19 protein-coding genes are annotated in these 22784 nt (G+C 66.4%); 15 read left to right on the top strand and 4 right to left on the bottom strand.

Features of this window, described 5'->3' with window-relative positions; translation table 11 throughout:
* The first annotated feature begins 2 nt into the window (after positions 1–2).
* The 5 genes from phnC (at position 3) to ACFWP0_RS07395 (ending at position 7178) form a co-directional block, all read left to right on the top strand.
* A complete protein-coding gene (gene phnC, locus ACFWP0_RS07415) occupies positions 3–773 on the top strand; it encodes a phosphonate ABC transporter ATP-binding protein (protein WP_377840859.1) in 771 nt (256 codons plus the stop codon).
* Positions 770–1654, top strand: a complete 885-nt coding sequence (phnE, locus tag ACFWP0_RS07410) for a phosphonate ABC transporter, permease protein PhnE (protein WP_377840858.1) — start codon at positions 770–772, stop codon at positions 1652–1654. Before phnC ends, phnE (ACFWP0_RS07410) begins: the two co-directional genes overlap by 4 nt.
* Positions 1651–2475, top strand: a complete 825-nt coding sequence (gene phnE / locus ACFWP0_RS07405; protein ID WP_377840857.1) for a phosphonate ABC transporter, permease protein PhnE — start codon at positions 1651–1653, stop codon at positions 2473–2475. Before phnE (ACFWP0_RS07410) ends, phnE (ACFWP0_RS07405) begins: the two co-directional genes overlap by 4 nt.
* Positions 2476–2723: 248 nt before the next feature.
* Positions 2724–4382: a CHAD domain-containing protein gene (locus ACFWP0_RS07400; RefSeq protein ID WP_377840855.1), complete on the top strand. Its 1659-nt coding sequence runs from the start codon at positions 2724–2726 to the stop codon at positions 4380–4382.
* Positions 4383–4982: 600 nt separating this feature from the next.
* Complete coding sequence (locus tag ACFWP0_RS07395; protein WP_377840854.1) at positions 4983–7178, top strand: phosphocholine-specific phospholipase C; 2196 nt, start codon at positions 4983–4985, stop codon at positions 7176–7178.
* 86 nt (positions 7179–7264) lie between these two features.
* Here ACFWP0_RS07395 and ftsY read toward each other — a convergent pair whose 3' ends face one another.
* The gene (gene ftsY, locus ACFWP0_RS07390) at positions 7265–8602 is read right to left on the bottom strand and encodes a signal recognition particle-docking protein FtsY (protein WP_377840852.1); all 1338 of its coding nucleotides are present in this window, start codon (positions 8600–8602) and stop codon (positions 7265–7267) included.
* Between ftsY and rsmD the strand changes: the two genes are divergently transcribed.
* The 4 genes from rsmD (at position 8601) to ACFWP0_RS07370 (ending at position 11319) form a co-directional block, all read left to right on the top strand.
* On the top strand, positions 8601–9167 hold the full coding sequence (gene rsmD / locus ACFWP0_RS07385) for a 16S rRNA (guanine(966)-N(2))-methyltransferase RsmD (protein ID WP_377840850.1): 567 nt from the start codon (positions 8601–8603) through the stop codon (positions 9165–9167). The genes ftsY and rsmD overlap by 2 nt on opposite strands.
* Before the next feature lie 58 nt (positions 9168–9225).
* Positions 9226–9729, top strand: a complete 504-nt coding sequence (coaD, locus tag ACFWP0_RS07380; protein WP_006227601.1) for a pantetheine-phosphate adenylyltransferase — start codon at positions 9226–9228, stop codon at positions 9727–9729.
* Between the two features lie 118 nt (positions 9730–9847).
* Positions 9848–10099, top strand: coding sequence for a YfhL family 4Fe-4S dicluster ferredoxin (locus ACFWP0_RS07375; protein ID WP_377840849.1), 252 nt, complete (start codon positions 9848–9850; stop codon positions 10097–10099).
* On the top strand, positions 10096–11319 hold the full coding sequence (locus ACFWP0_RS07370; RefSeq protein ID WP_377840847.1) for a benzoate/H(+) symporter BenE family transporter: 1224 nt from the start codon (positions 10096–10098) through the stop codon (positions 11317–11319). Before ACFWP0_RS07375 ends, ACFWP0_RS07370 begins: the two co-directional genes overlap by 4 nt.
* A 30-nt stretch (positions 11320–11349) precedes the next feature.
* Here the strand turns inward: ACFWP0_RS07370 and ACFWP0_RS07365 are convergent, their stop codons facing one another.
* On the bottom strand, positions 11350–11736 hold the full coding sequence (locus ACFWP0_RS07365) for an MOSC N-terminal beta barrel domain-containing protein (protein ID WP_377840846.1): 387 nt from the start codon (positions 11734–11736) through the stop codon (positions 11350–11352).
* Entirely contained in the window at positions 11733–14228 is a 2496-nt protein-coding gene (locus ACFWP0_RS07360; protein ID WP_377840845.1) for an AsmA family protein, read from the bottom strand. Before ACFWP0_RS07360 ends, ACFWP0_RS07365 begins: the two co-directional genes overlap by 4 nt.
* A gap of 341 nt (positions 14229–14569) precedes the next feature.
* Here ACFWP0_RS07360 and ACFWP0_RS07355 point away from each other — a divergent pair, with 341 nt between their 5' ends.
* Together ACFWP0_RS07355 and ACFWP0_RS07350 are read left to right on the top strand one after the other, a co-directional pair.
* Positions 14570–16168, top strand: a complete 1599-nt coding sequence (locus tag ACFWP0_RS07355) for an MDR family MFS transporter (RefSeq protein WP_377840844.1) — start codon at positions 14570–14572, stop codon at positions 16166–16168.
* A gap of 3 nt (positions 16169–16171) precedes the next feature.
* Positions 16172–16621 (top strand): MarR family winged helix-turn-helix transcriptional regulator, encoded by a 450-nt coding sequence (locus tag ACFWP0_RS07350; protein WP_377840843.1) that lies wholly within the window; start codon positions 16172–16174, stop codon positions 16619–16621.
* Positions 16622–16631: 10 nt separating this feature from the next.
* Here ACFWP0_RS07350 and ACFWP0_RS07345 read toward each other — a convergent pair whose 3' ends face one another.
* Positions 16632–17402 carry an IclR family transcriptional regulator gene (locus ACFWP0_RS07345; RefSeq protein WP_377840841.1) on the bottom strand — a complete coding sequence of 257 codons (771 nt, stop codon included), beginning with the start codon at positions 17400–17402 and terminating at the stop codon, positions 16632–16634.
* Between the two features lie 81 nt (positions 17403–17483).
* On the opposite strand from ACFWP0_RS07345, the gene ACFWP0_RS07340 reads away from it, so the two are divergent.
* The 4 genes from ACFWP0_RS07340 to ACFWP0_RS07325 all read left to right on the top strand — a co-directional run bounded on the left by ACFWP0_RS07340 (position 17484) and on the right by ACFWP0_RS07325 (position 22734).
* Positions 17484–18653 (top strand): M20 family metallopeptidase, encoded by a 1170-nt coding sequence (locus ACFWP0_RS07340; RefSeq protein ID WP_377840839.1) that lies wholly within the window; start codon positions 17484–17486, stop codon positions 18651–18653.
* Positions 18654–18705: 52 nt separating this feature from the next.
* Entirely contained in the window at positions 18706–19722 is a 1017-nt protein-coding gene (locus tag ACFWP0_RS07335) for a Bug family tripartite tricarboxylate transporter substrate binding protein (protein ID WP_377840838.1), read from the top strand.
* 388 nt (positions 19723–20110) lie between these two features.
* Positions 20111–21268 carry an STY4528 family pathogenicity island replication protein gene (locus ACFWP0_RS07330; RefSeq protein WP_377840836.1) on the top strand — a complete coding sequence of 386 codons (1158 nt, stop codon included), beginning with the start codon at positions 20111–20113 and terminating at the stop codon, positions 21266–21268.
* Between the two features lie 602 nt (positions 21269–21870).
* Positions 21871–22734, top strand: coding sequence for a phage integrase N-terminal domain-containing protein (locus ACFWP0_RS07325; protein WP_377840835.1), 864 nt, complete (start codon positions 21871–21873; stop codon positions 22732–22734).
* Positions 22735–22784: the final 50 nt, after the last annotated feature.

Genomic DNA, 22784 nt, shown 5'->3' with positions numbered 1-22784 from the left:
GCATGACGACGTCGCTACGCATTTCCGGCCTGGTCAAGGAATACCGGGCCGGCCGGCCGGTTCTCAATGGCATCGACCTGCACATCGCCGGCCAGGGGCTTACCGCCATCATCGGGCCTTCGGGCACCGGCAAGAGCACGCTCCTGCGCTGCATCAACCGGCTGATCGAACCCACCAAGGGCGAGATCGTGCTGCAGTCGCAGGACGGCGCCGTGGACCTGGCCCGCGTGCGCGGCGCGTCGCTGCGCCGCGCGCGCCGGCGCATCGGCATGGTGTTCCAGGAATACAACCTGGTCGAACGCCTGACGGTGATGGAAAACCTGCTGACCGGACGGCTGGGCTACACCTCCGCCGTGAAGGCGTGGATGCGCCGCTTCGAGCCCGAGGATATCGAGCACGCCTACAAGCTGCTCGACACCGTCGGCCTGGCGGGATTCGCCGACCAGCGCGCCGACGCGCTGTCCGGCGGCCAGCGCCAGCGCGTGGGCATCGCCCGCGCGCTGATGCAGCGTCCGCAGCTGCTGCTGGCCGACGAACCCACGTCTTCGCTCGACCCCAAGACTTCCGTGGAGATCATGGAGCTGCTGTCCGCGCAGGGCAGCGCCACGGGCATCCCCGTCATCGTGAACATCCACGACGTGGAGCTGGCCCGCCGGTACGCCACCCGCATCGTCGGCATGTCGGGCGGGCACGTGGTCTATGACGGCGATGGCAATGGCCTGGACGCGACCATGCTCAAGACCATCTACGGAGGCGAGTCTTGGCTGGAATGATGCAACCCCGGGGCAACCGCCCCTTCGCCATGTCGGGGCGCGCCAAGGCGGGCCTGCTCCTGCTCGTGGCCTACACGATCTACGCCGGCGCGCAGCTGGACTTCAGCTGGGCGCGCTTTGAAACCGGCATGGGACACGCGTCCACGTTTCTTGCGCGCATGTTCCCGCCCAACTTCGAAAAGCCCGCCACCCTGTGGAAGGGCATCGCCGAAAGCCTGGAGATCGCGGTGCTGGCCTCGGTGCTGGGCATTGTCTTCGCCCTGCCCGTCGGCCTGCTCGGCGCGCGCAACATGATGCCCGCCTGGGTATCCTGGCCCGCGCGCTCGCTGGTCGCGCTGTGCCGCGCCCTGCACCCGGTCATCGTCGCCATCCTGTTCGTCAAGGCCGTGGGCTTTGGCGCGCTGGCCGGCATCCTGGCGCTGACCGTCGCGTCCATCGGCTTTATCGGCAAGCTGTTCACCGAAGCCATCGAAGAGATTTCGCTCAAGCAGGTGGAAGCGGTCCGGGCCACCGGCGCGTCCTTCGCCAACGTGATCGTGTTCGGCGTGCTGCCGCAGGTTTTCGCCCGCTTCATCGGCTTCGCGACCTACCAGTTCGACTCCAACCTGCGCAACTCCACCATGGTGGGCATCGTGGGCGCGGGCGGGGTGGGCGGCACGCTGTTCTCGGCCTTCCAGCGCTTTGACTACGACTTTGTCAGCGCCATCCTGCTGACCCTGATCGCCATCATCATGCTGGGCGAGATCCTTGCGGGCTTCGTGCGGGCGGTCTTCCTGGACAACCTGGGCTTTGACCGCATCCTGCAAGGCCGCTTCTCCGGGGCGCGCGGAATCAGCGCCGGCAAGCCCACGGCGGCGCGCAAGGCGGAGGTCGACGAATGAACGCCCACGTCTCCCCCCTGAACCCGGCGGGCCAGCCGCGTGTCTGGCAGCGCTACAGCATGGGCCAGCGCCTGCTGCGCTTTGCGCTGTACCTGCTGGTGGTGGCCGCCATCGTGCAGGCGATCCGCGGCGTGGAGGTCATACCGGAATTCCTGTATGACGCCCCCGAGCAGATGGCCGACCTGTTCCGCCGCATGTGGCCGATCGACTGGGCCTACTACCCGGACGGCGTGCACAGCGCGCTGATCGAAACGCTGCACATCGCCACGCTGGGAACCATCCTGTCCGTGGTGATGGCCGTGCCCGTGGGCCTGCTTGCGGCCAACAACCTCACGCCCAGCAAGACGATCAACATGCTGGCCCGGCTGATCCTGGTGTCCAGCCGTTCGGTCAACTCGCTGGTGTGGGCCCTGCTGTTCATCGCCATCTTCGGCCCCGGGGCGCTGGCCGGCACGCTGGCCATCGCGTTCCGCTCCATCGGCTTTGTCGGCAAGCTCGTCGGCGAGGCCCTCGAGGAAGCGCAGCGCGGCCCCATCGAGGCCGTCGCCGCCACCGGCGCAAGCAAAGCCTCGGTGATCTGGTACGCCTACTGGCCGCAGATCCGCCCGGCATTCTGGTCCATCGTGCTGCTGCGCTGGGACATCAATGTGCGCGAATCCGCCGTGCTGGGCCTGGTCGGCGCCGGCGGCATCGGCATGGCGCTGGACACGGCGCTGAACCTGTTCCAGTGGGACCGCGTGGCGCTGGTGCTGGCCGCCATCTTCGTGGTGGTCGTGCTGGCCGAGGTCATCATCACGCAGGCGCGCAAACGCATCCTGTAGAAAAGCGTCCCCGTTTTACGCTTGTCGGTTTCCCCTGACCAGCGCTCCTTGCGCCGCCCCGAAACGGGCGGCGTTTTTTATTTCCGGTGCATGACGCCGGCTGCGGCGCCCCCATTCGCCGTTGGCCCCAGGCTTGTTGACGCACCGCAAACGCGTCTATGCTCAATGTGAACAAAATATGAACCGTCATCAAATCGAGCCCCCTGGTTGATTAAGATCTCGGCTTTTGCCGTTGGACACCCACCGCCATGTCGGAACAGGAATTGAAACTGCACGTGCCCACGGCTTCGCGCCAGGCCGTGCTTCGAGAGATCAAGCAACGCGAAGCCACGCGCATCCGCTTGCATGCCATGTATTTCGACACGCCCGAACGCGAACTGGCGCGGGCGCGCATCGCCATCCGGCTGCGCCAGGAAGGCCGCGACTGGGTCCAGACGCTCAAGATGCCCGGCATCAATGCCATCACCCGCATCGAAATGAACCACCCGCGGCCCGGCCCGGTGCTGGACCTGTCGGTGTATGCCGGCACCGAAGTCGAAGCCGCGCTGGCGGCCGTCAAGGGCGAACTGGGCCTGCGCTATGAAACGGACGTGCAGCGCCTGCTGCGCAAGGTCCGCACGCGCTACGGCACCGTCGAGCTGGCCTACGACACCGGCATCCTGCGCGCGGGCGCGCTGGAACTGCCTATCTCCGAACTGGAATTCGAACTGGTGTCGGGCCGCCCCGCCGCCATCTTCGCCACCGCGCGCGGCTGGCAGCAACGCCACAGCCTGGTGCTGGATCCGCGCAGCAAGTCCGAACGCGGCGACGCGTTGGCCCAGCTGGCGCAACGCCTTGCCGACGTGGACGCCGTCCCGGGCGACGACCTGGAAGCCCGGCGGGCGCAGGCCATTGCCCAATTCTGGGCGCCGCGCGGCGCATCCCCGGTCAAGCTGCGCGACGACATGACGGCGCCCCAGGCCATGGGACGCATCGCCGCCGAATGCCTGGACCAGATCTGCCGCAACGCCGCGGTGCTGGCCGAAGTCGATACCGAAGGCGTGTACCGCGCCGGCAACTCCGAACACGTGCACCAGCTGCGCGTGGGCGTGCGCCGGCTGCGCTCGGGCTGGAAGCTCTTCGAAGGCTGGATCGCGCCGGTTCCCGACTCGCTGCTGCAAGGCGTGCGCACGCACTTCGCCGCCTTCGGCGCCAACCGCGACCAGGACGTGCTGAACGAAACCGTGGCGCCGGCGCTGATGCGCGCCGGCATGCCGGTCATTCCCATGGAAGCCGCCCCGCCGGAACAGGACGCGCAAACCATCGCCGGCGGCAAGGCCTTCCAGGCCTGGCTGCTGGAGCTGCTGGAATGGAGCCTGGATGTGCCGGCCGCCCAGCCCGCCGCGGAAGGCCAGACGATCGCCAACGGCACGCCCACCGACGCCGCGCCCGAGCCCGCCATCAGGCTGGAAGGCGGCGTGGCGGGCCCCAGCGTGAAGCCCACCATCATCCCCATGCTGGCGCCGGAACCCGACCCGCAGCGCCTGCACAAGCAGTTGGCGCGGCGCCTGCATCGCTGGCACAGCAAGGTGGCCGGCCAGGGCACGCAATTCGCCACGCTGGACATCCCCACCCGGCACGAGCTGCGCAAGCGCGGCAAGCGGCTGCGCTACAGCCTGGCGTTTGCGGAATCGCTGCTGCCCGCCAGCAAGCTGCGAAGCTATCGCAAGCTGCTGTCCAAGGTGCAGGACGTGCTGGGCGAGATCAATGACCTGGCGGTCGCCAAGGACTACTACGAGTCCTGCACGGCCACGCATCCGCAAGCCTGGTTCGCGCTGGGCTGGATCAGCGCCCGCCTCGAAGAGCTGGCGGTTGAAGCGCAGAAGGCGTTCGACGACCTGGCCCGCAGCAAGCCGTTCTGGAAGTAGCCGTCCGGCAATTCCATGCGCCATGGCCGGCCCCGGTCATGGCGAGCCTCCCCCACTCTCGACGCGCAACGCGGAACGCGCGGTTCCGCGTTGCACCGCGCATCCGCGCGCGTTTACCGCAGCCACGCGTCAGCGAGTGAATTCGTTTTCACCTCGACACGCATCTAGCACGGCGTTTCAAAAAAGGCCGCGCTGACAGCTATACGTCAGGCCTCTGTCAATTCGCCGACATCCGGCGTGCGAATACTGGGTGGCTGTCGTCCGGACCTCATGGTCCCGATGCTTTCGTGGCCCGCAGCAACCGCCCGACATTCGTCCTGTGTGACGGCGCAACGGCCCTGCGCGGGCCGTCAGCCACCTCCACACACAGACTCATGGCAACCACTCCCGACTTGCTGGTCCTTGCAAAGCGAGGCCTCATGGCCTTCTGCGCGCTATCGCTGGCGTTCTCGCTGTCCGCCTGCGGCGGCGACGACGATAAGGACGACCCCGCCCCGCCCCCTCCCCCCACGACGCCCGCGCCCGCGACATGCGCGGCCCACTGCGCGCCTTGAGCCGCGGCACTCCGGTCCTCCCCCGCAACCCACGACAGACAAGCCAATGACGATCGACGCATCCAAGAGAAAATTCTTCAAGACCACGTTGGGAACCACGGCGGCCATGAGCGCCTTGTCGATGTTCCCGCCCAGCATCCGCCGCGCCCTCGCGATCGAAGCCAGCAGCCCCACCGGCACCATCCAGGACGTCAAGCACGTCGTGATGCTGATGCTGGAGAACCGCTCGTTCGACGGCTACTTCGGCACCTTCCCCGGCGTGCGCGGCTTTGGCGACCGCTTCCCGATCCCGCTGGCCAACGGCAAGTCCGTGTTCCACCAGACGCGCAGCGACGGCGCCGAAGAGTTGCCCTATCACCTGGACGCGAGGCTGGGCAACGCGCAGCGCGCGGGCAGCACGCCGCACTCCTGGCCCAACTGCCAGGCGGCGTGGGACCACGGCCGCATGAACCAGTGGCCCAGCGCCAAGCAGCCCTTGTCGATGGGCTACTACGAGACCGCCGAAGTCCCGTTCCACCGCGCCCTGGCCGATGCCTTCACGCTGTGCGACAACTACCACTGCGCCATGCACGCGGGCACGATCCCCAACCGCCTGTTCTTCTGGACCGGCACCAACGGCCCCTCGGGCGACAACGTGTCGGTCGTGATGAACGAGATGAACGACGGCGCCGACGTGGGCCCGTCCACCGAGGGCTGGACCTGGACCACCTATGCCGACCGCCTGCAGCAGGCCGGCGTGAGCTGGAAGGTCTACCAGAACATCCCCGACAACTTCGGCTGCAACGAGATGATGAGCTTTCGGCACTGGCGCGCCGAGATCGAGAAGATGCCGGCGGACCGCCAGGTCACCAACCAGGGCGGCCCCGCCTACAACCCTGCCATCGACGACCTGTACAGCCCCTTGGCCAAGGGCTTCGGCAACACCATGCCGGACGGCGGATTTCTGCAAAGCCTGCGCGACGACGTCATGAACGGCACGCTGCCCGAAGTGTCGTGGATCATCCCGCCCGCCGCCTACAGCGAACACCCCGGCCCCTCCAGCCCGGCCAAGGGCGCGTGGTACATCCAGGCGGCGCTGGACGCGCTGACGCAGTCGCCCGAGGTCTGGAGCAAGACCGTGTTCCTCGTCACCTATGACGAGAACGACGGCTTCTTCGACCACATGCCCACGCCCTCGGCGCCGTCGCGCAACGACGACGGCACCCTGGCGGGCAAGTCCACGCTGACGGACGCCGAGATGGCATTCGAGTACTACACCTACCCGCCGGCCACGCCCAAGCAGCTGACGGCGGACGGCAAGCCCTATGGCCCGGGCATGCGGGTGCCCATGTGGGTGATCTCGCCCTGGAGCCGCGGCGGCTGGGTCAATTCGCAAGTGTTCGACCACACCTCGGCGCTGCGCTTTCTGGAGCAGCGCTTCGGCGTCGCCGAGCCCAACATCAGCGCGTTTCGCCGCGCCGTATGCGGCGACCTCACGTCCACGCTGAATTTCGTGTCGCCCAACGGCGCCGGCCTGCCCACCCTGTCCGGACGCACGACCAGGACGGACGCCGACGGCCTGACGAGCTGGCAGGAAGCGCAGCCGGCCATCGCCATCCCCACGCAGCAGACCCTGGCCAGGCAGGCGCAGGGCACGCGCCCGTCGCGCGCCCTGCCCTATGAGCTGCACGCCAGCGCCCGCGAAGACGTGCGCGAGAATCGGGTCAGGCTGCTGTTCGCCAACGCGAGCGCCGGGCAGGCGGCCGCGGTCTTCCACGTATACGACAAGCTGCACCTGGACCGCATTCCGCGCCGTTATGTGGTCGAGGCCGGCAAGTCGCTGGAGGACGCCTGGGACGTGTCCGGCGACGCCGGCAAGTACGACCTGTGGCTGCTGGGGCCGAACGGCTTTCACCGCGCGTTCTCGGGCGACCTGCTGCAGGCCGCCGATGCGCGGCCGGAGATCCAGGTCTGCTACGTGCCCTGCGACGATCCGCAGGTGCAGGTCAAGCTGCATAACAACGGCGGCAAGGCGTGCACGTTCGCGGTCAAGGCGATGGCATACCGGGGCGACGGTCCCTGGACGGCAACGGTCGAGCCCGGCCAGGTGGGCGAACTGAGCTGGCCGGTGACCGACAGCGGCCACTGGTATGACTTTGCCGTGGCCTGCGAAGGCTACGCGGCGTTCCAGCGCCGCTATGCGGGCCGCATGGAAACGGGCAAGGACCTGATCAGCGATCCTGCGATGGGCCAGGTCAAGTAAGCGCCTGCGGCCGGGTTCGGGCCGCGGAAACGACTGCGGGACGGGGCTTGCGCACCGTCCCGCATTGAACCGCCGAGGCGCAGGCGTCAGTCGGCCAGCAGGGCCGCGGCGAACTCATCCGCCACGAACGGCTGCAGATCCTCCAGGCTTTCGCCCACGCCGATCCAGTACACCGGGATCGGCCGCACGCCCTGGCTGCCCGCGGCCACGGCGGCCAGCGTGCCGCCCTTGGCGGTGCCGTCCAGCTTGGTCACGACCAGGCCGGTCAGGTTGATGGCCGCATCGAAGGCGCGGATCTGCGCCAGCGCGTTCTGGCCGGTGTTGCCGTCCACCACCAGCAGCACTTCATGCGGCGCGGCGGCATCGGCCTTGCCGATGACGCGGCGGATCTTCTTCAGTTCTTCCATCAGGTGCAGCTGCGTGGGCAGGCGTCCGGCGGTATCCACCATGACCACGCCCATGCCGCGCGCGCGGCCGGCATTGACGGCGTCAAACGCCACCGCAGCCGGATCTCCGCCATCCTGCGAGATCACGCTGACGTTGTTGCGGCTGCCCCATTCCACGAGCTGCTCGCGGGCGGCGGCGCGGAAGGTGTCGCCGGCGGCCAGCAACACGCTGGCGCCCTGGCGCTGGAAGGTATGCGCCAGCTTGCCGATGGAGGTGGTCTTGCCGGCGCCGTTGACGCCGGCGATCATGACGACCAGGGGCTGGGTGCGCTTCAGGTCGAACGCGCGCTCCAGCGGCCGCAGGTGATCGGCCAGCAGCTGGCGCAGGGCCACCTTCACCTTGGCCGGGTCTTCGATGCGCTCTTTCTTGACCCGCGCGCGCAGCGCGGTCAGCAGCTGCTCGGTGGCCTCCAGGCCCGCATCGGCCATAATGAGCGCCGATTCGAGCTCCTCGAAGAGGTTCTCGTCGACCTTGACGCCGATGAAGATGCCGCCAATGCTTTGGCCGGTGCGCGACAGGCCCTGCTTCAGGCGGGACAGCCACGACGCCTTCCTGGGCGCCTCGGCGGCGGCCTGCTCCAGGGCGGGCGCAGGCGCGGCGATTGCGGCGGGCGCCGCAACCGGCGCGGGGATCGGAGCAGGCGTAGGAACCGGCGCGGGCTCCGGTTCGCGGACCGGCTCGACAACGGGCGCTGCCGGCGGAATCGAAGCGGGCTCCGGCGCGGCGGCAGGCGCAGGTTCTGGCGCCGGCGCGGCAACGGGCGCGGGGACCGGCGGCGCCGCAGGCGGGGCCACAGGCGCCGGGGCCGGGGCCGGCGTAAACGACGGCTCTTGGCGAAGCTCGGGCGCGGGCGCGGGAACCGGCGCAACGGCGGGCTCCGCGGGCGCGACGGCGGCGTCAACGGCCTCCGGCGGCGGCGCGGGCTGGGCCGGTGCGGCGGGCGGAGGGGATTTTTTCTTGAAGAAGCGGCTAAACATGGGTAACAAGTATATTCGTATCGTCGGGGGCCAATACAGACGCACCCCCATTGCCGTGCCCGACGTGGAGACGCTGCGGCCCACGCCCGACCGGGTTCGCGAGACGCTGTTCAACTGGCTGAATCACCTGTGGGGCGGCGAGTTCGCCGACAAGCAGGTGCTGGATCTGTTTGCCGGCAGCGGCGCCCTGGGATTCGAGGCGGCCTCGCGCGGCGTGGCGCATGTGCAGATGGTCGAGCGGGACAAGACCGCCGCGTCCGCCCTGCGGACACTGCGCGACAAGCTCAAAGCCGACATGATACGCATCCATGTGGGCGACGCCATGCAGGTGGCCGAACGCATGGATGCGTCCCGGTTTGACCTGATCATGCTGGACCCGCCCTTCGGACAGGGTTGGCTGCCGCGCCTCTGGCCGATTCTGCCGGGCATTTTGACCGATCATGGGCTAGTCTATGTCGAGGCGGAAACCGCCATCGAAGCGCCCGAAGGATTCCGGATATTGCGGCAGGACAAGGCAGGCGCGGTCCACTACCACCTGCTGGAATTTGCTGCATTGCGGAAATAGATCAATAATCCGGGCTTCGGAGGATGGTGTACACCACTAATAACGGTACGGAGCTCGCATGATCATCGCTGTATATCCCGGCACTTTCGACCCGCTGACCAGGGGCCACGAAGACCTGGTTCGCCGTGCAGCCACGCTTTTCGACAAAGTCGTGGTGGGGATCGCCCTTAGCCGCAACAAAAAGCCCTTCTTCAGCATCGACGAGCGCGTGGAAATCGCGCGCGAAGTGCTGGGCCACTATCCCAACGTGGAAGTGCAGAGCTTTGGCGGCCTGTTGAAGGACTTTGTGCGCGACCAGGGCGGCCGCGTCATCGTGCGCGGTCTGCGCGCCGTGTCCGATTTCGAGTATGAATTCCAGATGGCCGGCATGAACCGCCATCTGCTGCCCGACGTCGAAACCCTGTTCATGACGCCATCGGACCAATACCAGTTCATCTCGGGCACCATCGTGCGCGAAATCGCCCAGCTTGGCGGCGACGTGAGCAAGTTCGTGTTCCCGTCGGTCGAACGCTGGCTCCAGGAAAAAGCCAAGGAACGCCGCGAGCAATCCTGGCCGGGCTGAACCCCTCCCATGGCATCATCCCCAAAGGGCGCGCATAGCGCCCTTCTTGCGCTTTCCGGCCGGTGCGCGCGCCCGGCGCTACAATGACAGCGCCCCCGGCTTTACTCCGCTGCCCATCATGGCCCTGACCATCACCGAAGAATGCATCAATTGCGACGTTTGCGAGCCCCAGTGCCCGAACGACGCGATTTCCATGGGCGCGGACTACTACGTCATCGATCCCGACCGCTGCACGGAATGCGTCGGCCATCACGACGAGCCGCAATGCAAGGTAGTCTGTCCGGTGGAGTGCATCGAACTGCACCCTCAGTGGAATGAAGGCCAGGAACAACTCATGGCCAAGTACCGCCGCCTGACCGGTGCCGCATGAGCGACACGGCGCAATCCAGCATCGACCTTCCCCCCTCTCCCCGCCAAGCCCGCCGCGATATTTCCGCGTCGGCGATCGCGGCGGGCCTTGTCGCCGTCCTGGTCAGCTTTGGCGGCACCGCCGTGCTGATGGTGCAGGCGGGCCATGCCGCGGGGCTGGACGCCGCGCGCATCGGCTCCTGGATCGGATCGCTCAGCCTGGTGCTGGGCGCGGGCGGCGCGTTCTACAGCCTGCGCACCGGCCTGCCCATCGTCATGGCCTGGTCGACCCCCGGCGCGGCGCTGCTGGTCACCGCGCTGGCCGGCGTCCCCTTCAATGAAGCCATCGGCGCCTTTGTGCTGGCGGCCGGGCTGACCCTGGCCTGCGGCCTGTTCGGCTGGATCGACCCGATCCTGCGCCGCATTCCCGGCGAGATCGCCGCCGCCATGCTGGCCGGCGTGCTGCTCAATTTCGGCATGGGCATCTTCACCCACATCAGCAAACAGCCCGCGCTGGTGCTGACCATGTGCGCCGCCTACCTGCTGTGCCGCCGCTGGGCGCCGCGCTATGCGGTGCTGGTGGTGATGGCCGTGGCCGTCGCCATGGCGGCCGGGCTGGGCCTGATGCAGGTGGACCAGTTGGACTGGCGCCTGACCGAATTCGTCTGGACCACGCCCGCCTTCAGCGCGCAGGCGGCGGTCAGCCTGGGCATCCCGCTGTTCGTCGTGGCCATGGCGTCCCAGAACCTGCCCGGCCTGGCGATCCTGCAGGCCGCCGGCTATCGCCCCCCGGCCTCGCGCCTGGTCGCCGCCACGGGCTTCCTGGGCCTTTTGGCAGCCCCGTTCGGCGCGCACAGCGTCACGATGGGCGCCATCAGCGCGGCCATCTGCACCGGCCCCGAAGCGCATCCCGATCCGGGCAAGCGCTACATCGCCGCCGCCACCTACGGCATCGGCTACTTCGCGCTCAGCATCGTCGCGGGCGCGGTCGCCGTCTTCTTCCAGGCGCTGCCGGCCGCCCTGCTCGCCGCGCTGGCGGGCCTGGCGCTGCTGGGCACCATCATGGGCGGCATGGCGGCCGCCATGGCCAACCCGCAACGGCGCGAAGCCGCGCTCATCACGCTGCTGGCGACGGCGTCGGGATTCAGTTTCTGGGGAATCGGATCGGCTTTCTGGGGCCTGGCGGCGGGCCTGCTGGCCCACGCCGCATTCGAATACAAGCGGGCCCGCGCCGGCGCCTGACAGGCGGGCCGGCTCACGCCCGGACAGCGTTCACGCGGGCCAGGCGGCCACGGGCGTATCCGGGTGCACCTTCATGATGCGGCAAGGCACCTGCACGAAATTGGAGATCCAGGCCGCGGCCAGCTCTCCTTCGTCGATCACGTCGATGACCTGTTCGCCCACCTTCATGCTGTAGCGCACGCTGTCGTCGTCTTCGATGACGTCCAGCGGGATATCCATGCGCAGCATGCCCGGCGCCTTCAGCACCAGGTAGCCCAGGCGCAGCTCGACCGACACGTCGGCAAGCTTGGGGCACAGGCCGCGGTTCAGCCATTGCCCGGAGTCGTTGGCGATCAGCCATTGGCGGTGATAGCCGGCGGCATGGGCTTGCGGCGTGAGGCCGCATTCCGCGATGGGCTGGAATTGGTCAGTGCTCATTTGCCCAGCAATCCTTTCAAGGCCTTGTCCACGGCGGCGCCGTTCTTGCCCTTGCCGGAGACCGCTTCGCGCAGCTTGTTCTCCAGGCTGCGCTTGAGGATGGCGCCGATGGCGTCCTTCCAGAGCAGCGTGTAGGTGGGCTTGTCGAACGGCCCCTTGACGTGGACGGGGATGGTCACGTCCTTCAGGTCTATCAGTTCCTTGCCTTCGGGATCGGCGGCCGGATTGACGACGCGCGCGCGCGCCACCAGGTCCAGCTCGCTCTTGACGAAGTCGATGATGGCCGGCTCGCCCTGCGTCACGCGCAGCAGGGGCGACACGACGTTCAGGCGCTTGACGGTGGCCACGCCCTTGGCGAACGCCAGGTCCGCGTCCATCTCGGAGAATTCCGTCTGCTTGCTGGTGTCGGCGGGCACGGTGTGGTTCTGAGACTCCGGCGTGAACGCGGCCTTCAGATCGCGCAGCGTCTGGGTCAGGTTGATACCCTTGACCGCGCCATCGCGCAGGCGCAACTGCAGGGTGCCGCCCAGGCCGCTCTTCATGGCATAGACATTGGCGCCGGCGGTCTTCAGGTCCAGCGCCAGGCTGCCCGTGCCGCTCAGCACGTTCTTTTGCGCCAGGTCCACCAGCAGCGGCTCGATCGCAATGCCGGCCAGCGACATCTTGGTGGCCAGCTGGTTGCCTTGCGCGGCGTCCACGGTCAGGGCGCCCGCCAGCTTGCCGCCGTAGAGGCCCGCCGTCAGGCTGGAGATTTCCAGCTTGCCCTTGTCCAGCTTCACCACGGCGGCGACATCGTCGGCCTTCAGGCCGCGCACGACCAGCTTGCCGACCTTCAGCGTGCCGTTGACGCTGGGGCCGACCAGCGCCGACAGGTTGATCGAATCGTCCGGGGGCGCGGCCGGCGCGGGCTGCGCGGGCTTGCTCTCGTCTTTCTTGCCTTCGGCGGGCGGCTTGGCCGGCGCGGCCGCCACGGGCGGCACGAGCTTGTCCAGGTCCAGCGTGTCCACGGCCAGCGCAAACTTCACCAGCGGCGAATCGGAGAGCCTGGTGATGTCGGCGCTCAGATCGAACTTGCCGCCTTCCAGCACGGCGTTGATCTTGCTGGTGGCCTGGTCTTTCAGCAGGTCCACCGCCAGGCTGCCGATGACGGGAATCTGCAGGCTGCCCTTGGGCAGGCCAGGGTCCGTGATGTTCACGTCGCCGCGCAGGCCGGACAGGCCGCCACTGCGCTGCAGGAGGTTCAGCGTCAGGGGCGAGGCGAAGTTCAGCTTCACCACGCGCTCGCCATTCTTGGACGTGCTGTCCAGCTTGGCTTCCTTGATGTCCAGTTCACCGGCGTTGCCGCTGATGCCGTTCAGGCCGAAGCTGGCGTCCAGGCCGCTGATGCGCACGCGGCCGGTCAGGGCCTCGCCGGTGGCGGAGGCCGGAGAAATATTGAGCGCCGGCGCATCCACCGCGAGTTCGAACGGGCCGTCGGCGACGCCGCCCTTGGCGCGCACGGCGAGCTTCTCGATCTGCAACTGGCTCTTGTGCGGATCGATCGCCAGCTTGGGAATCGCCACGCTGGCGTCCACATTCGTGGCGCGGACGGCGGGATCGGTGATGTCTCCCTGGAACACGACTTCCAGGCCAGCCACGTCCAGCGACGACTTCTGGCCATTGAAGGCCAGGTTGCCGCGCACCGCCAGGCTCTTGGCCTCGGCACCCGGCAGCTTGCCGTCCATGCGCAGGTCCAGCTTTTGCGCCGCGTAGCGCTTGGCCGAAGGGTCCAGCGTCAGCAGGGCCTGGCCGGTCAGGTTGGCGTCCACGCGCGGATCGCCGCCCTCGACGCGCGCCGTCAGGCGCACGTCGAACGGCTGGTTGAACGTGACGCGGCCGGTGTTGGCGTTGATGCGGGTCACGGCCACCGCCATCCCCGTGATGGCGTCCTGCAACTGCACTTCGCCGTCCTTCAGGTCCAGGCCGGCGATGTCGATCTGCATATTGTTGCGCGACGGCGGCATGGTGCCGCTGGTGATGGCCTGCGCCGCGGTCTGCGCCGCGCCCACCAGCGCCTCGGCGGGATTGGAGGGCGTCTCGGTAACCGGCTGCGTGCCGCCCACGAGATTGCTGAAATTGAACTGGCCTTGCTTGTCCCGGACAACGCGGGCCTTCAGGCCGCTGATGGCGACGTGGTCCACCACGAAGCTGTTGGACAGCAGGGGCCACACCGCAACCGCCAGGCGGGTGCTCTCGATGGATGCGAAGGTGTCCGTGCTATTGGGCTCCGACAGCGAGACGCCCTGCACCGACAGGCCGATCCGCGGGAAGAGCGAAAGCTCGATTTCGCCGTCGATCGTGAGCGTGCGGTGATAGCGTTCCTGGACAAGCTCTTCGAGCTTGTACTTGTACGCGTTGGGGTCGAACGTCAGCAAGAAGATGGCCAGGCCAACGACGGCCACGACAACCAACACAACCAGGCCTATCAAAATGCGCTTGAACCACGTTTTCATTGCTGCCCCGTCGGTACCTCGACTGGTAATCCTTGAATGCCGCCCGCCGCGCCAGGCGCGGGGATGGTGCGTTGCCGGCGGAAATCACCTGGCCATATAGCGGTCTGCCTTCAGGGGGTGTCCTCGCTCCTGCCGGACCTGCGGCAATGGCGCCAAGGGGGAGGATCTACGAGGAAGGCCTGCTGAAGTCGCCGGCAAGCCGGCGCGCAGATATCGCTATCGTAACAAATCGGGCCGTCCAGCGGGAATGCCGCCGGGCGGCCACATGAAGCTGACGACTTTCTGTCTGGCGGATTGTAGGACTAGAATGATTGATCTATCAATCATTGATGTGTCCAACAATGCCCGCCCCCGCTTCCCCCACTCAGCACTCGCCCGGCCAGGTGCTTCCTTTCCGACAGACCCTGCTTGCCATGCTGGGCATGTGCTTCGTGATGATGATGGTCGCCATCGACCAGACGGTGGTGGGCACCGCGCTGCCGACCATTGTGGCGGAACTCAAGGGCTTCGAACTGTATGCATGGGTAGCGACGTCTTACTTGCTGACCTCCGTCATCACGGTGCCGATCTTCGGCCGGCTGGGCGACTACTACGGGCGCAAGCCGTTCGTGGTGGCGGCCATCGTGCTGTTCACCCTGGCCTCGGCGCTGTGCGGCGCGGCCGACACCATGCTCGGGCTGGTGCTGGCGCGGGCCCTGCAGGGGATCGGCGGCGGAATGCTGGTGGGCACCGCCTTCGCCTCCATCCCCGACCTGTTCCCCGACCCCCACGTGCGGCTGCGCTGGCAGGTCATGCTCAGCTCCGCCTTCGGCATCGCCAACGCCGTGGGCCCCACGCTGGGCGGCGCGCTGACGGAGCATTACGGCTGGCGCACGGTGTTCTACGTCAACCTGCCCATCGGCATCCTGGGCCTCTGGTTCGTGGCGCGCTACCTGCCGCACCTGCGCAACCACACCTCGGGCAAGGTGCGGCTGGACTGGCAGGGCGCCCTGCTGATCGCCCTGGGGCTGGGCGGCCTGCAACTGCTGGTGGAACTGCTGCCCAAGGAAGGCTTCACCCCGCCCATCGTGCTGCTGGGCGCGGGCAGCATCGCCGCCTTTGCCGCCCTGATCTGGTGGGAAAAGCGCTGCCCGCATCCGCTCCTGCCGCTGGACATGTTCCGCAACCGCGGGCTGGCCATGCTCTTCACGCTGGCCCTGCTGGTGGGCGTGACGATGTATTCGCTGCTGTTCTACGCGCCGCTGCTGCTGCAGGGCGGCTTTGGCCTGTCGCCCCAGGACGCGGGGCTGCTGATCACCCCCATGGTTGTCTTCATCACGGTGGGCAGCATTCTCAACGGACGCATCATCACCCGCATCCGCAATCCCAACCGCATGCTGTACGCCGGCTTCATCCTGATGGCGTTCTCCTGTCTTGGCATTGTTACGACCCATAGCTATACGTCACATGCGCTCATCGCCGCCTACATGCTGATGGCCGGCCTGGGCATGGGTTTCATCATGCCCAACCTGACGGTCTTCGCGCAGCAGACCGCGGGGCGCAGCCACCTGGGCATCGCCACCGCCCTGCTGCAGTCCCTGCGCATGATCGGCGGCATGCTGGGCACCGCCGTCGTCGGCACCATGGTCAGCCACAGCTATTTCAGCGGCATGGAATCCACCCTGCGGGGCGCGTCCGCGCAATGGCTGCCGGAACTGAACGATCCGCAAATGCTGGTCAATCCGGCGGCCCAGACGGAGTTCCTGGCACAATTGGCGCATCAAGGCCAGGATGGAACGTCGCTGATCGAGATCGCGCGCGTCGCGCTCGTTGGCGCCATCCATGAAGGGCAGCTCATCGCCCTGGCCGTCGCCGTCTTCGCGCTCTGGTGCGTACGGCGCGTGCCCCTGGTGCAATTGGTCCGGCCTTCCAAGCCGGAGCCCGCCGGCGTCGGAGAGTAGCTTTTGCCCAAACAACAACAAGGCCTGCAAGTCATCCAGCACATGGGCCAGACCTATCGGGTCATGCAAAGCGCCTTCAGCAGCAAGGTCGGCCACGCGCTGCCGCGCTGGCGCATCCTGCTGGCGCTGCATGAATGCGGGCAGTGCTCGCAGAAACACCTGGCCGAACGCTGCCGGCTCGATCCCGCATCGCTCACGCGCCAGTTGCAGGCGATGCAGAAACTGGGGTGGATCGCGCGGGCGGTGGACGCGCAGGATAACCGGCTGACCAACGCCAGCCTGACGCCGGCCGGACAGGCCGTGGTCAACCAGGCCCTGCCCAAGCGCGCAGCCTTCTTCGAAGAATCGCTCAAGGGCCTGTCGGCCGCCGACATCGACACGCTGAACCGCGTGCTGAGCGTGCTGGAAGAGAATTTCCTGCGCACGGCGGGCGAAGGACAAAAGGCAGCCTGAGCCCTCCCCGTCAATCCGCTGGATTGCGGCGCTGGAACTGGGCAATGGCCTGCAGCAGAAAAGGCGCGAATTTCGCCGCATAGGCCTCGCCGCTCCATGCGCTGGACGAGCCCGACACATGCAGCGCCCCATAGGCCTCGCCCTGCGCATTCGTCACCGCCGCGCCCAGGCTGACCTCGCCCACGATGAACTCGTCCACGACCAGCGCGTAGCCCTGGTCGCGCGCCTTCCTGACCTCGGCCTTGACCGCCTTGGCGGTCGTCAAGGTCTTGGGCGTATAGGCTGACAGTTCCATGCCGGCCAGTTGCGCCGACAGCTCAGCCTCGCCGAGCCTCGACAGCACCGCGCGTCCGCCGGCCGTGCAATACAGCGGCACCCGCCGACCGACCAGCGACGCGTGGTAGTGCTCGGTGTGAGTCTGGTGCCGCATGACATGGACAAGCTCATTGCCGTCCCGCAGCGACAGGCTGATCTTCTCGCCCGTGGCTTTCGACAGGTCCAGCATGATCGGGTTCAGCGCTTCCACCAGCGCGTGCGTGCGCAGGAAATGGAAGGTCAGGTTGAGCATGCCGGTGCCCAGCCGATAGCGCCGCGTCTGCGGATTCTGTTCCAGGTATCCCTCGGCGCACAGCGTGTAGGCGTAGCGCTGGGCGGCGCTCTTGTCCAGCCCGCTGCGGTCCATGATCTCCGTCAGGCTGAGGTCGCCCGCGGCGCCCTTGAAACAGTCCAGCACCCGGAACGCCTTGCCCACGGATCCTACATACAGCGCATTTGTCGTCATCGTTTTACCTAATGGTGGAGCCGCGCCCTGGTAGCGCATAATAATACTAAGTATTAAATAACAATACCTGAGGAACAGACAATGACTCTCGACACCGGACTCACGGCGGCGCAATGGCTCGAAAGCCAACAACCGGACATGCTTGCCCTGCTGGCCGATATCGTCAATATCGATTCCAACAGCTATGACAAGCCTGGCGTGGCGCGCGTCTTCCGGCGGCTGGAATCATTCTTCTCTTCCCATGGGCTGACTGTCGCGTCCCACTACGCGGGAAACGTCGAAGCCGCGATTTCCGTCACCGCGAATCGCGGCAGCGCCGTGGGCAAGCCGGTATTGCTGATGGGGCATTGTGACACCGTCTTCCCCGCCGGCGAAGCCGCCAGGCGGCCGTTCCGCATCGAGGCCGGCCGGGCCTACGGCCCGGGCGTGGCCGACATGAAATCGGGCATCGTCATGAACGCCTTCCTGCTGGCCGCCATCGCCCGCAGCGGCGACGCCGCCCCCGAAGTCACCGGCCTGTTCACCTGCGATGAAGAGATCGGCTCCCCGCTCAGCAAGGACGCGATCACCGCGTTCGGCAAGCAGGCGGGCTTCGTCTTCAACGCCGAACCCGGGCGCCCGTCCGGCAACGTCGTCACCGGCCGCAAGGGCGGCGTGTTCTTCAACATGGAAATCGAAGGCAAGGCCGCGCACTCCGGCGCGAACTTCGCCGAAGGCATCAGCGCAATCTCCGAACTGGCGCACAAGGTCGTCGCGCTGGACGCGCTGACCGACATCGACGCGGGCGTCACCGTCAACGTCGGCCTGGTGAACGGCGGGCTGTCCGTCAACACCTCCGCCCCGTCGGCCAGCGCGGCGATCGACCTGCGCATTTTCAACCTGGAGCAGCGCGAGTCCCTGGTCGGCAGCATCCGCTGCATCTGCAACAAATCCTTCATCACAGGCACCTTGTCCAAGCTGGACATCACCGGCGAATTCAAACCCTTCGTGCCCACCGCCCAATCGCGCAAGCTGTTCGAGCTTTACCAGGCCGAACTGGGCGCGATCGGCCACAAGGCGGAAGCGGAATTCAGCGGCGGCTGCGCGGACTCGGGCGTCACGTCCAGCCTGGGCGCCATCACGCTGTGCGGCACTGGCCCCGTCGGCGGAAAGTTCCACACGCTGGACGAATATTGCGAAGTCGGCACCATCGTCCCCCGCGGACAGGCGGTGCTGAACACGATACTGCGGCTTTCCCACACCCAGTGGTAGCCGGCGTCCCGCACGCCGACCACCCGCCCTGCATTCCCACCAGGTGATTTTCATGACATCACACGCATTGCAGACACGCCGTTCCCTACTCAAAGCCAGCGCGGCGCTGGCGTTCGCGCCCGCCGCCTTCTGGATGAAAGCCGCGCAGGCGCAGGCCTATCCCTCGGGGCCGGTCAGCATGATGGTTCCGTACCCCGCCGGCGGCCCCAGCGACCTCAGCGCGCGCATCCTCAGCGGCCCCATCGGCGACGGCCTCGGCGCGAAGGTCGTGGTTGAAAACCTGGGCGGCGCCACGGGCACGATCGCGGCCTCGAAGGTGCTCAATGCCAAGGCGGACGGCGGCGTGTTCTTCCAGGGCACGCAGAACGAATTGATCCTGCCGCCGCTGACCAACCGCGCCGTGCGCTATCAGCCCGACGCCTTCGAAAGCGTCCAGCCCATTACCGTCACGCACCTGGTGCTGCTGGTGCGCGCCGGCTTGCCGGTCAACACGACAGACGACTTCCTGAAACTGGCCGGCCAGCGCGACGCGTCCGCGTCCTTGACCTACGGAACGGTGGGAGTCGGATCGCTCTATCACCTGATCACGGAATACCTGGGCAAGGTCGTGCAGGTGCCGTTCACGCACGTGCCTTACAGCGGCACCGCGCCGGTCATCCAGGACCTGGCCGGCGGCCAGATCGATTTCAGCATCATGCCCTTCCAGGCATCCATGCTGGAGATGATCAAAGGCGGACGATTCAAGGCGATCGCCGTGCTGTCCAAGAACAAGCCCGCCGTGCTGGCGCACGTGCCCAGCATCGCGGACACGCCCGCGCTGGCCGATTTCGAGTACGCCAGCTACGCCGGCTACTACGTGAAGAAAGGCACGCCCGCCGCGGTCAAGGAAGCGTTGAACAAGGCGATCGGCCACGCCCTGGAAGACAAGGCCGTCATCGCCAAACTGGAAGCGGACGGCCGCAACGTCTCCGCGCGCATGAGCCTGGAGGACGCGGCCGCGGCCTATGCCCGCGAGATTGCGAAGTACAAGGAGATGATCCGCGTGACGGGGTACGTGCAGGCCGGCTGAGCCGCGCGGCAGATAACACGAGGCCCCGGAAAGGAGATTCCTTTTCGGGGCCTCGCATCATGCCGGCGTTGAGTTACGGCGAACTCGGCGCTGGATGAAAAAGACGTTGATCACACGTTTAAACGTTGATCGGTCGGCAAAGGGCCGTGAATGCTAGGTTTCGCGGGGAAATCGGGCCACGGCCTTTGCGGGAATCGCTGGAAGTACCCCCAGTTGTACCCCCAAGGGGGGTGTCGGGATGATAGATCAGTCTGGATGCGGGTGCCAGCGTTGCACCTGCCGGATAAAACGGGGGTGGCGCGGACCGCATTGTTGGCTGACGCCTGGGACGGTACGCGATGAGATGCAGGGGAACGGGCCGCTGTGGCCCAGACCTCGGAGAACTCTCATGGCAGACCACCACATCCACCACAATCCGCTGGGGCAAGACGCCCTGTTCGCTACGCCTGCCTCGCTCATGCTCGATGCCCGCCTCACGCCATTGGAGCGCAATGGCTGGCAGGTTCTGCGCATGCTGCGCTGTGCCGAGGGCATCAGCCCGCTGGCGAATCTGGGGCAGTTGCGCCGCTATCTCACCACTACACCGCTGGGGCAGCGGGCCGGGTACGAGACGGCCCGGCGCGTTCTCGTCGTGCTTCGGCTGACGGGGTGGATCAGTCTGGTGGGCCAGCAGCGCGATCCTCTGACTGGCCATGTGCTCAGCGAGCTGTATCAGGTTCACGAAAGCGCCTTGGACTTCCAGCAGGCCTGCGCGCTCGATGCCACTCTGCCTGCGCTTCTGCAAGCCTCCATCGGGCATGAGAACAACCAGGTGGATCGTGTTGCCATCCACATCCAGGCAACGCTGGCGCAGGCGCCTGAAGCCTCTTCCATCGCGGCCCAAGATCAGCATCACGATGACGATGATTCGCCCCCCACTCCACCGCCACAAGTGAACCAGGCGGCAGGCCAACTGTCTTCGTCTGGCGATTCCGCTGGCAGTACGGCTGTTCCGCAACAGACTGGACACGCTCCCCACATGACGGCTGAGCAGGGCGGTACGTATAAGACGTATATGTATAAAAAAGAACGTACGTACCGCGCGCGCGAAGGCGACGGCCATTCGGCATCGCAGTGGGTGAGCTTGCCGCCTTGCCTGAGCAATGCCCAGGCAGATCAGCAAAAGGACGTGCAGGCCGCCTTGCGGCGGCTGCCGCCGCAGCATCGCCAGGAAGTACTCGACGAGTTGCAGGCACGCAGCCAGAGCGGCACCGTGCGCAATGTCGTGGCCTACTTCTTCGCCTTGGTGAAGCGCGTTTTTGCTGGCGAGTTCGGTCTGTGGGCAGGACGTAAGGAGATGTCTGCCAGCCCAAGGACTGCCGAGAATCGGCCCGCAGCTCCGCCGCGTACCGAAAACCGCCCTGAACCGACGGCGCAACCGGCATCGCGTGAAACCGCCCTGGCGCACATCGCCAACATCCGCAAGATCATGAACACCTCGACGAACGCTGGGGACATCGCAGCGCAGGCAATGCAGGCCAGGGGATGGCAGCCGCATCCTGCGTAGTAAATGCTGCCGCAAAACGCGGTCGTCACTGCACGCCGCAGTGACGACCCCGCCCACGCCAGCAACAATGCGGGCGAATGCCAAATCCTATTGCGTGCGGCAGACATGATGATGGCCGCCCTACACTGACCGGGCAGTTGCCAAGACCGATGGGCTTCGTACATCGGCAACCCCAACAGCGCAGATTCCTGCAAGCGCTGGCCCGACAGGGTGGAGCCACCCCAGGTATGCCCAGGCTCCGACCGCATACCGGCCCTACCCAGGGCGGAGCCTTCTTCGTCTGTTTGAAGTCATCCCTATCGCACCGCCTGGCGCACTGCCCCTTGCGGCAATTGCCTGTGCGCAACGCACAGGGCTGCCGCTGCATTTCTCATCCCACTCACTTCATAGGAGGACTCGTCCACGTTCGCATCACTTTCGTCTTGTAGTACCTCCGTCCGGGCTTCCAGCAGGGAGCAAGACGGACGCCTCATTCGAGGCTCTGGTGTCTCCTGAACACCATGCCCTTGCCCTGACGGGATCTCGCCCCAGCGAGTTGGCACCAACACTAACCATTGAGTTTTAGGGCAACGCAGTACGGCGCTTTGCTTGGAGGCCGGAATATGGACGACTTGACCTACACCCTGCGGCAGCTTTGCCAGCGCAACCGTGACGGTAGCTACACCACGCAAGCCGACCGGATGCGTTCGCTGTCGCTGGCCGCGCGGCAACTGCGCGAGGCCGGTTTCCGGCAGATGAAGGCATCGTCGCTCAAGGGCAGGCATGTCCAGGCGCTGCTGGAACGCTGGCAAGGCGAAGGCTTGTCGTCTGGCACCATCAAGAATCGGCTCTCTCATCTGCGCTGGTGGGCTGAGAAAATCGGCAAGTCTGGCATCTTGCCGGCGGACAACACGCAGCTTGGCGTGGCAGAGCGCCGCTATGTGACCAATATCAGCAAGGCCCAGGAACTAAGCACAGGTCTTGAACAGATCACCGATGTCCACGTGCGCATGAGCCTTCAGTTACAGGCCGCCTTCGGATTGCGTCGGGAGGAAGCAATCAAGTTCCAGCCCAGTTACGCGGATCGGGGTGACCACGTCGCTCTCAAGGGATCATGGACGAAGGGCGGTCGGGAGCGAACTGTGCCCATCACCACGACAGAGCAACGCGACGTGCTCCAGGCAGCACACCACCTGGCAGGCACAGGATCATTGATCCCAGCAAACAAGACCTACATCCAGCAGCGGCACGTCTACGATGGACAGTGTAAGGCGGCGGGTCTGAGCAATATGCATGGGCTGCGGCATCAGTATGCACAAAGCCGCTATGAAGCTCTGACGGGTTGGAAAGCCCCGACGGCTGGTGGATCTAGCAAATCTCTGCTTGACGCAACTCAACGTGCAATTGACCAGCGAGCTCGACAGCAGATCAGCCGTGAGCTCGGACATGAGCGGGCGCAAGTAACGGCGATATACCTTGGTGCCTGACTCTTTCATTCGTCTTGTCCAGTGGCAGGTACCGAGCCATCGGCTGTCAA

The sequence above is a fragment of the Achromobacter sp. NPDC058515 genome, assembly GCF_042721735.1.
Classification (GTDB): Bacteria; Pseudomonadota; Gammaproteobacteria; order Burkholderiales; family Burkholderiaceae_B; genus Achromobacter.
This window is presented reverse-complemented; position numbering and strand designations above follow the sequence as displayed.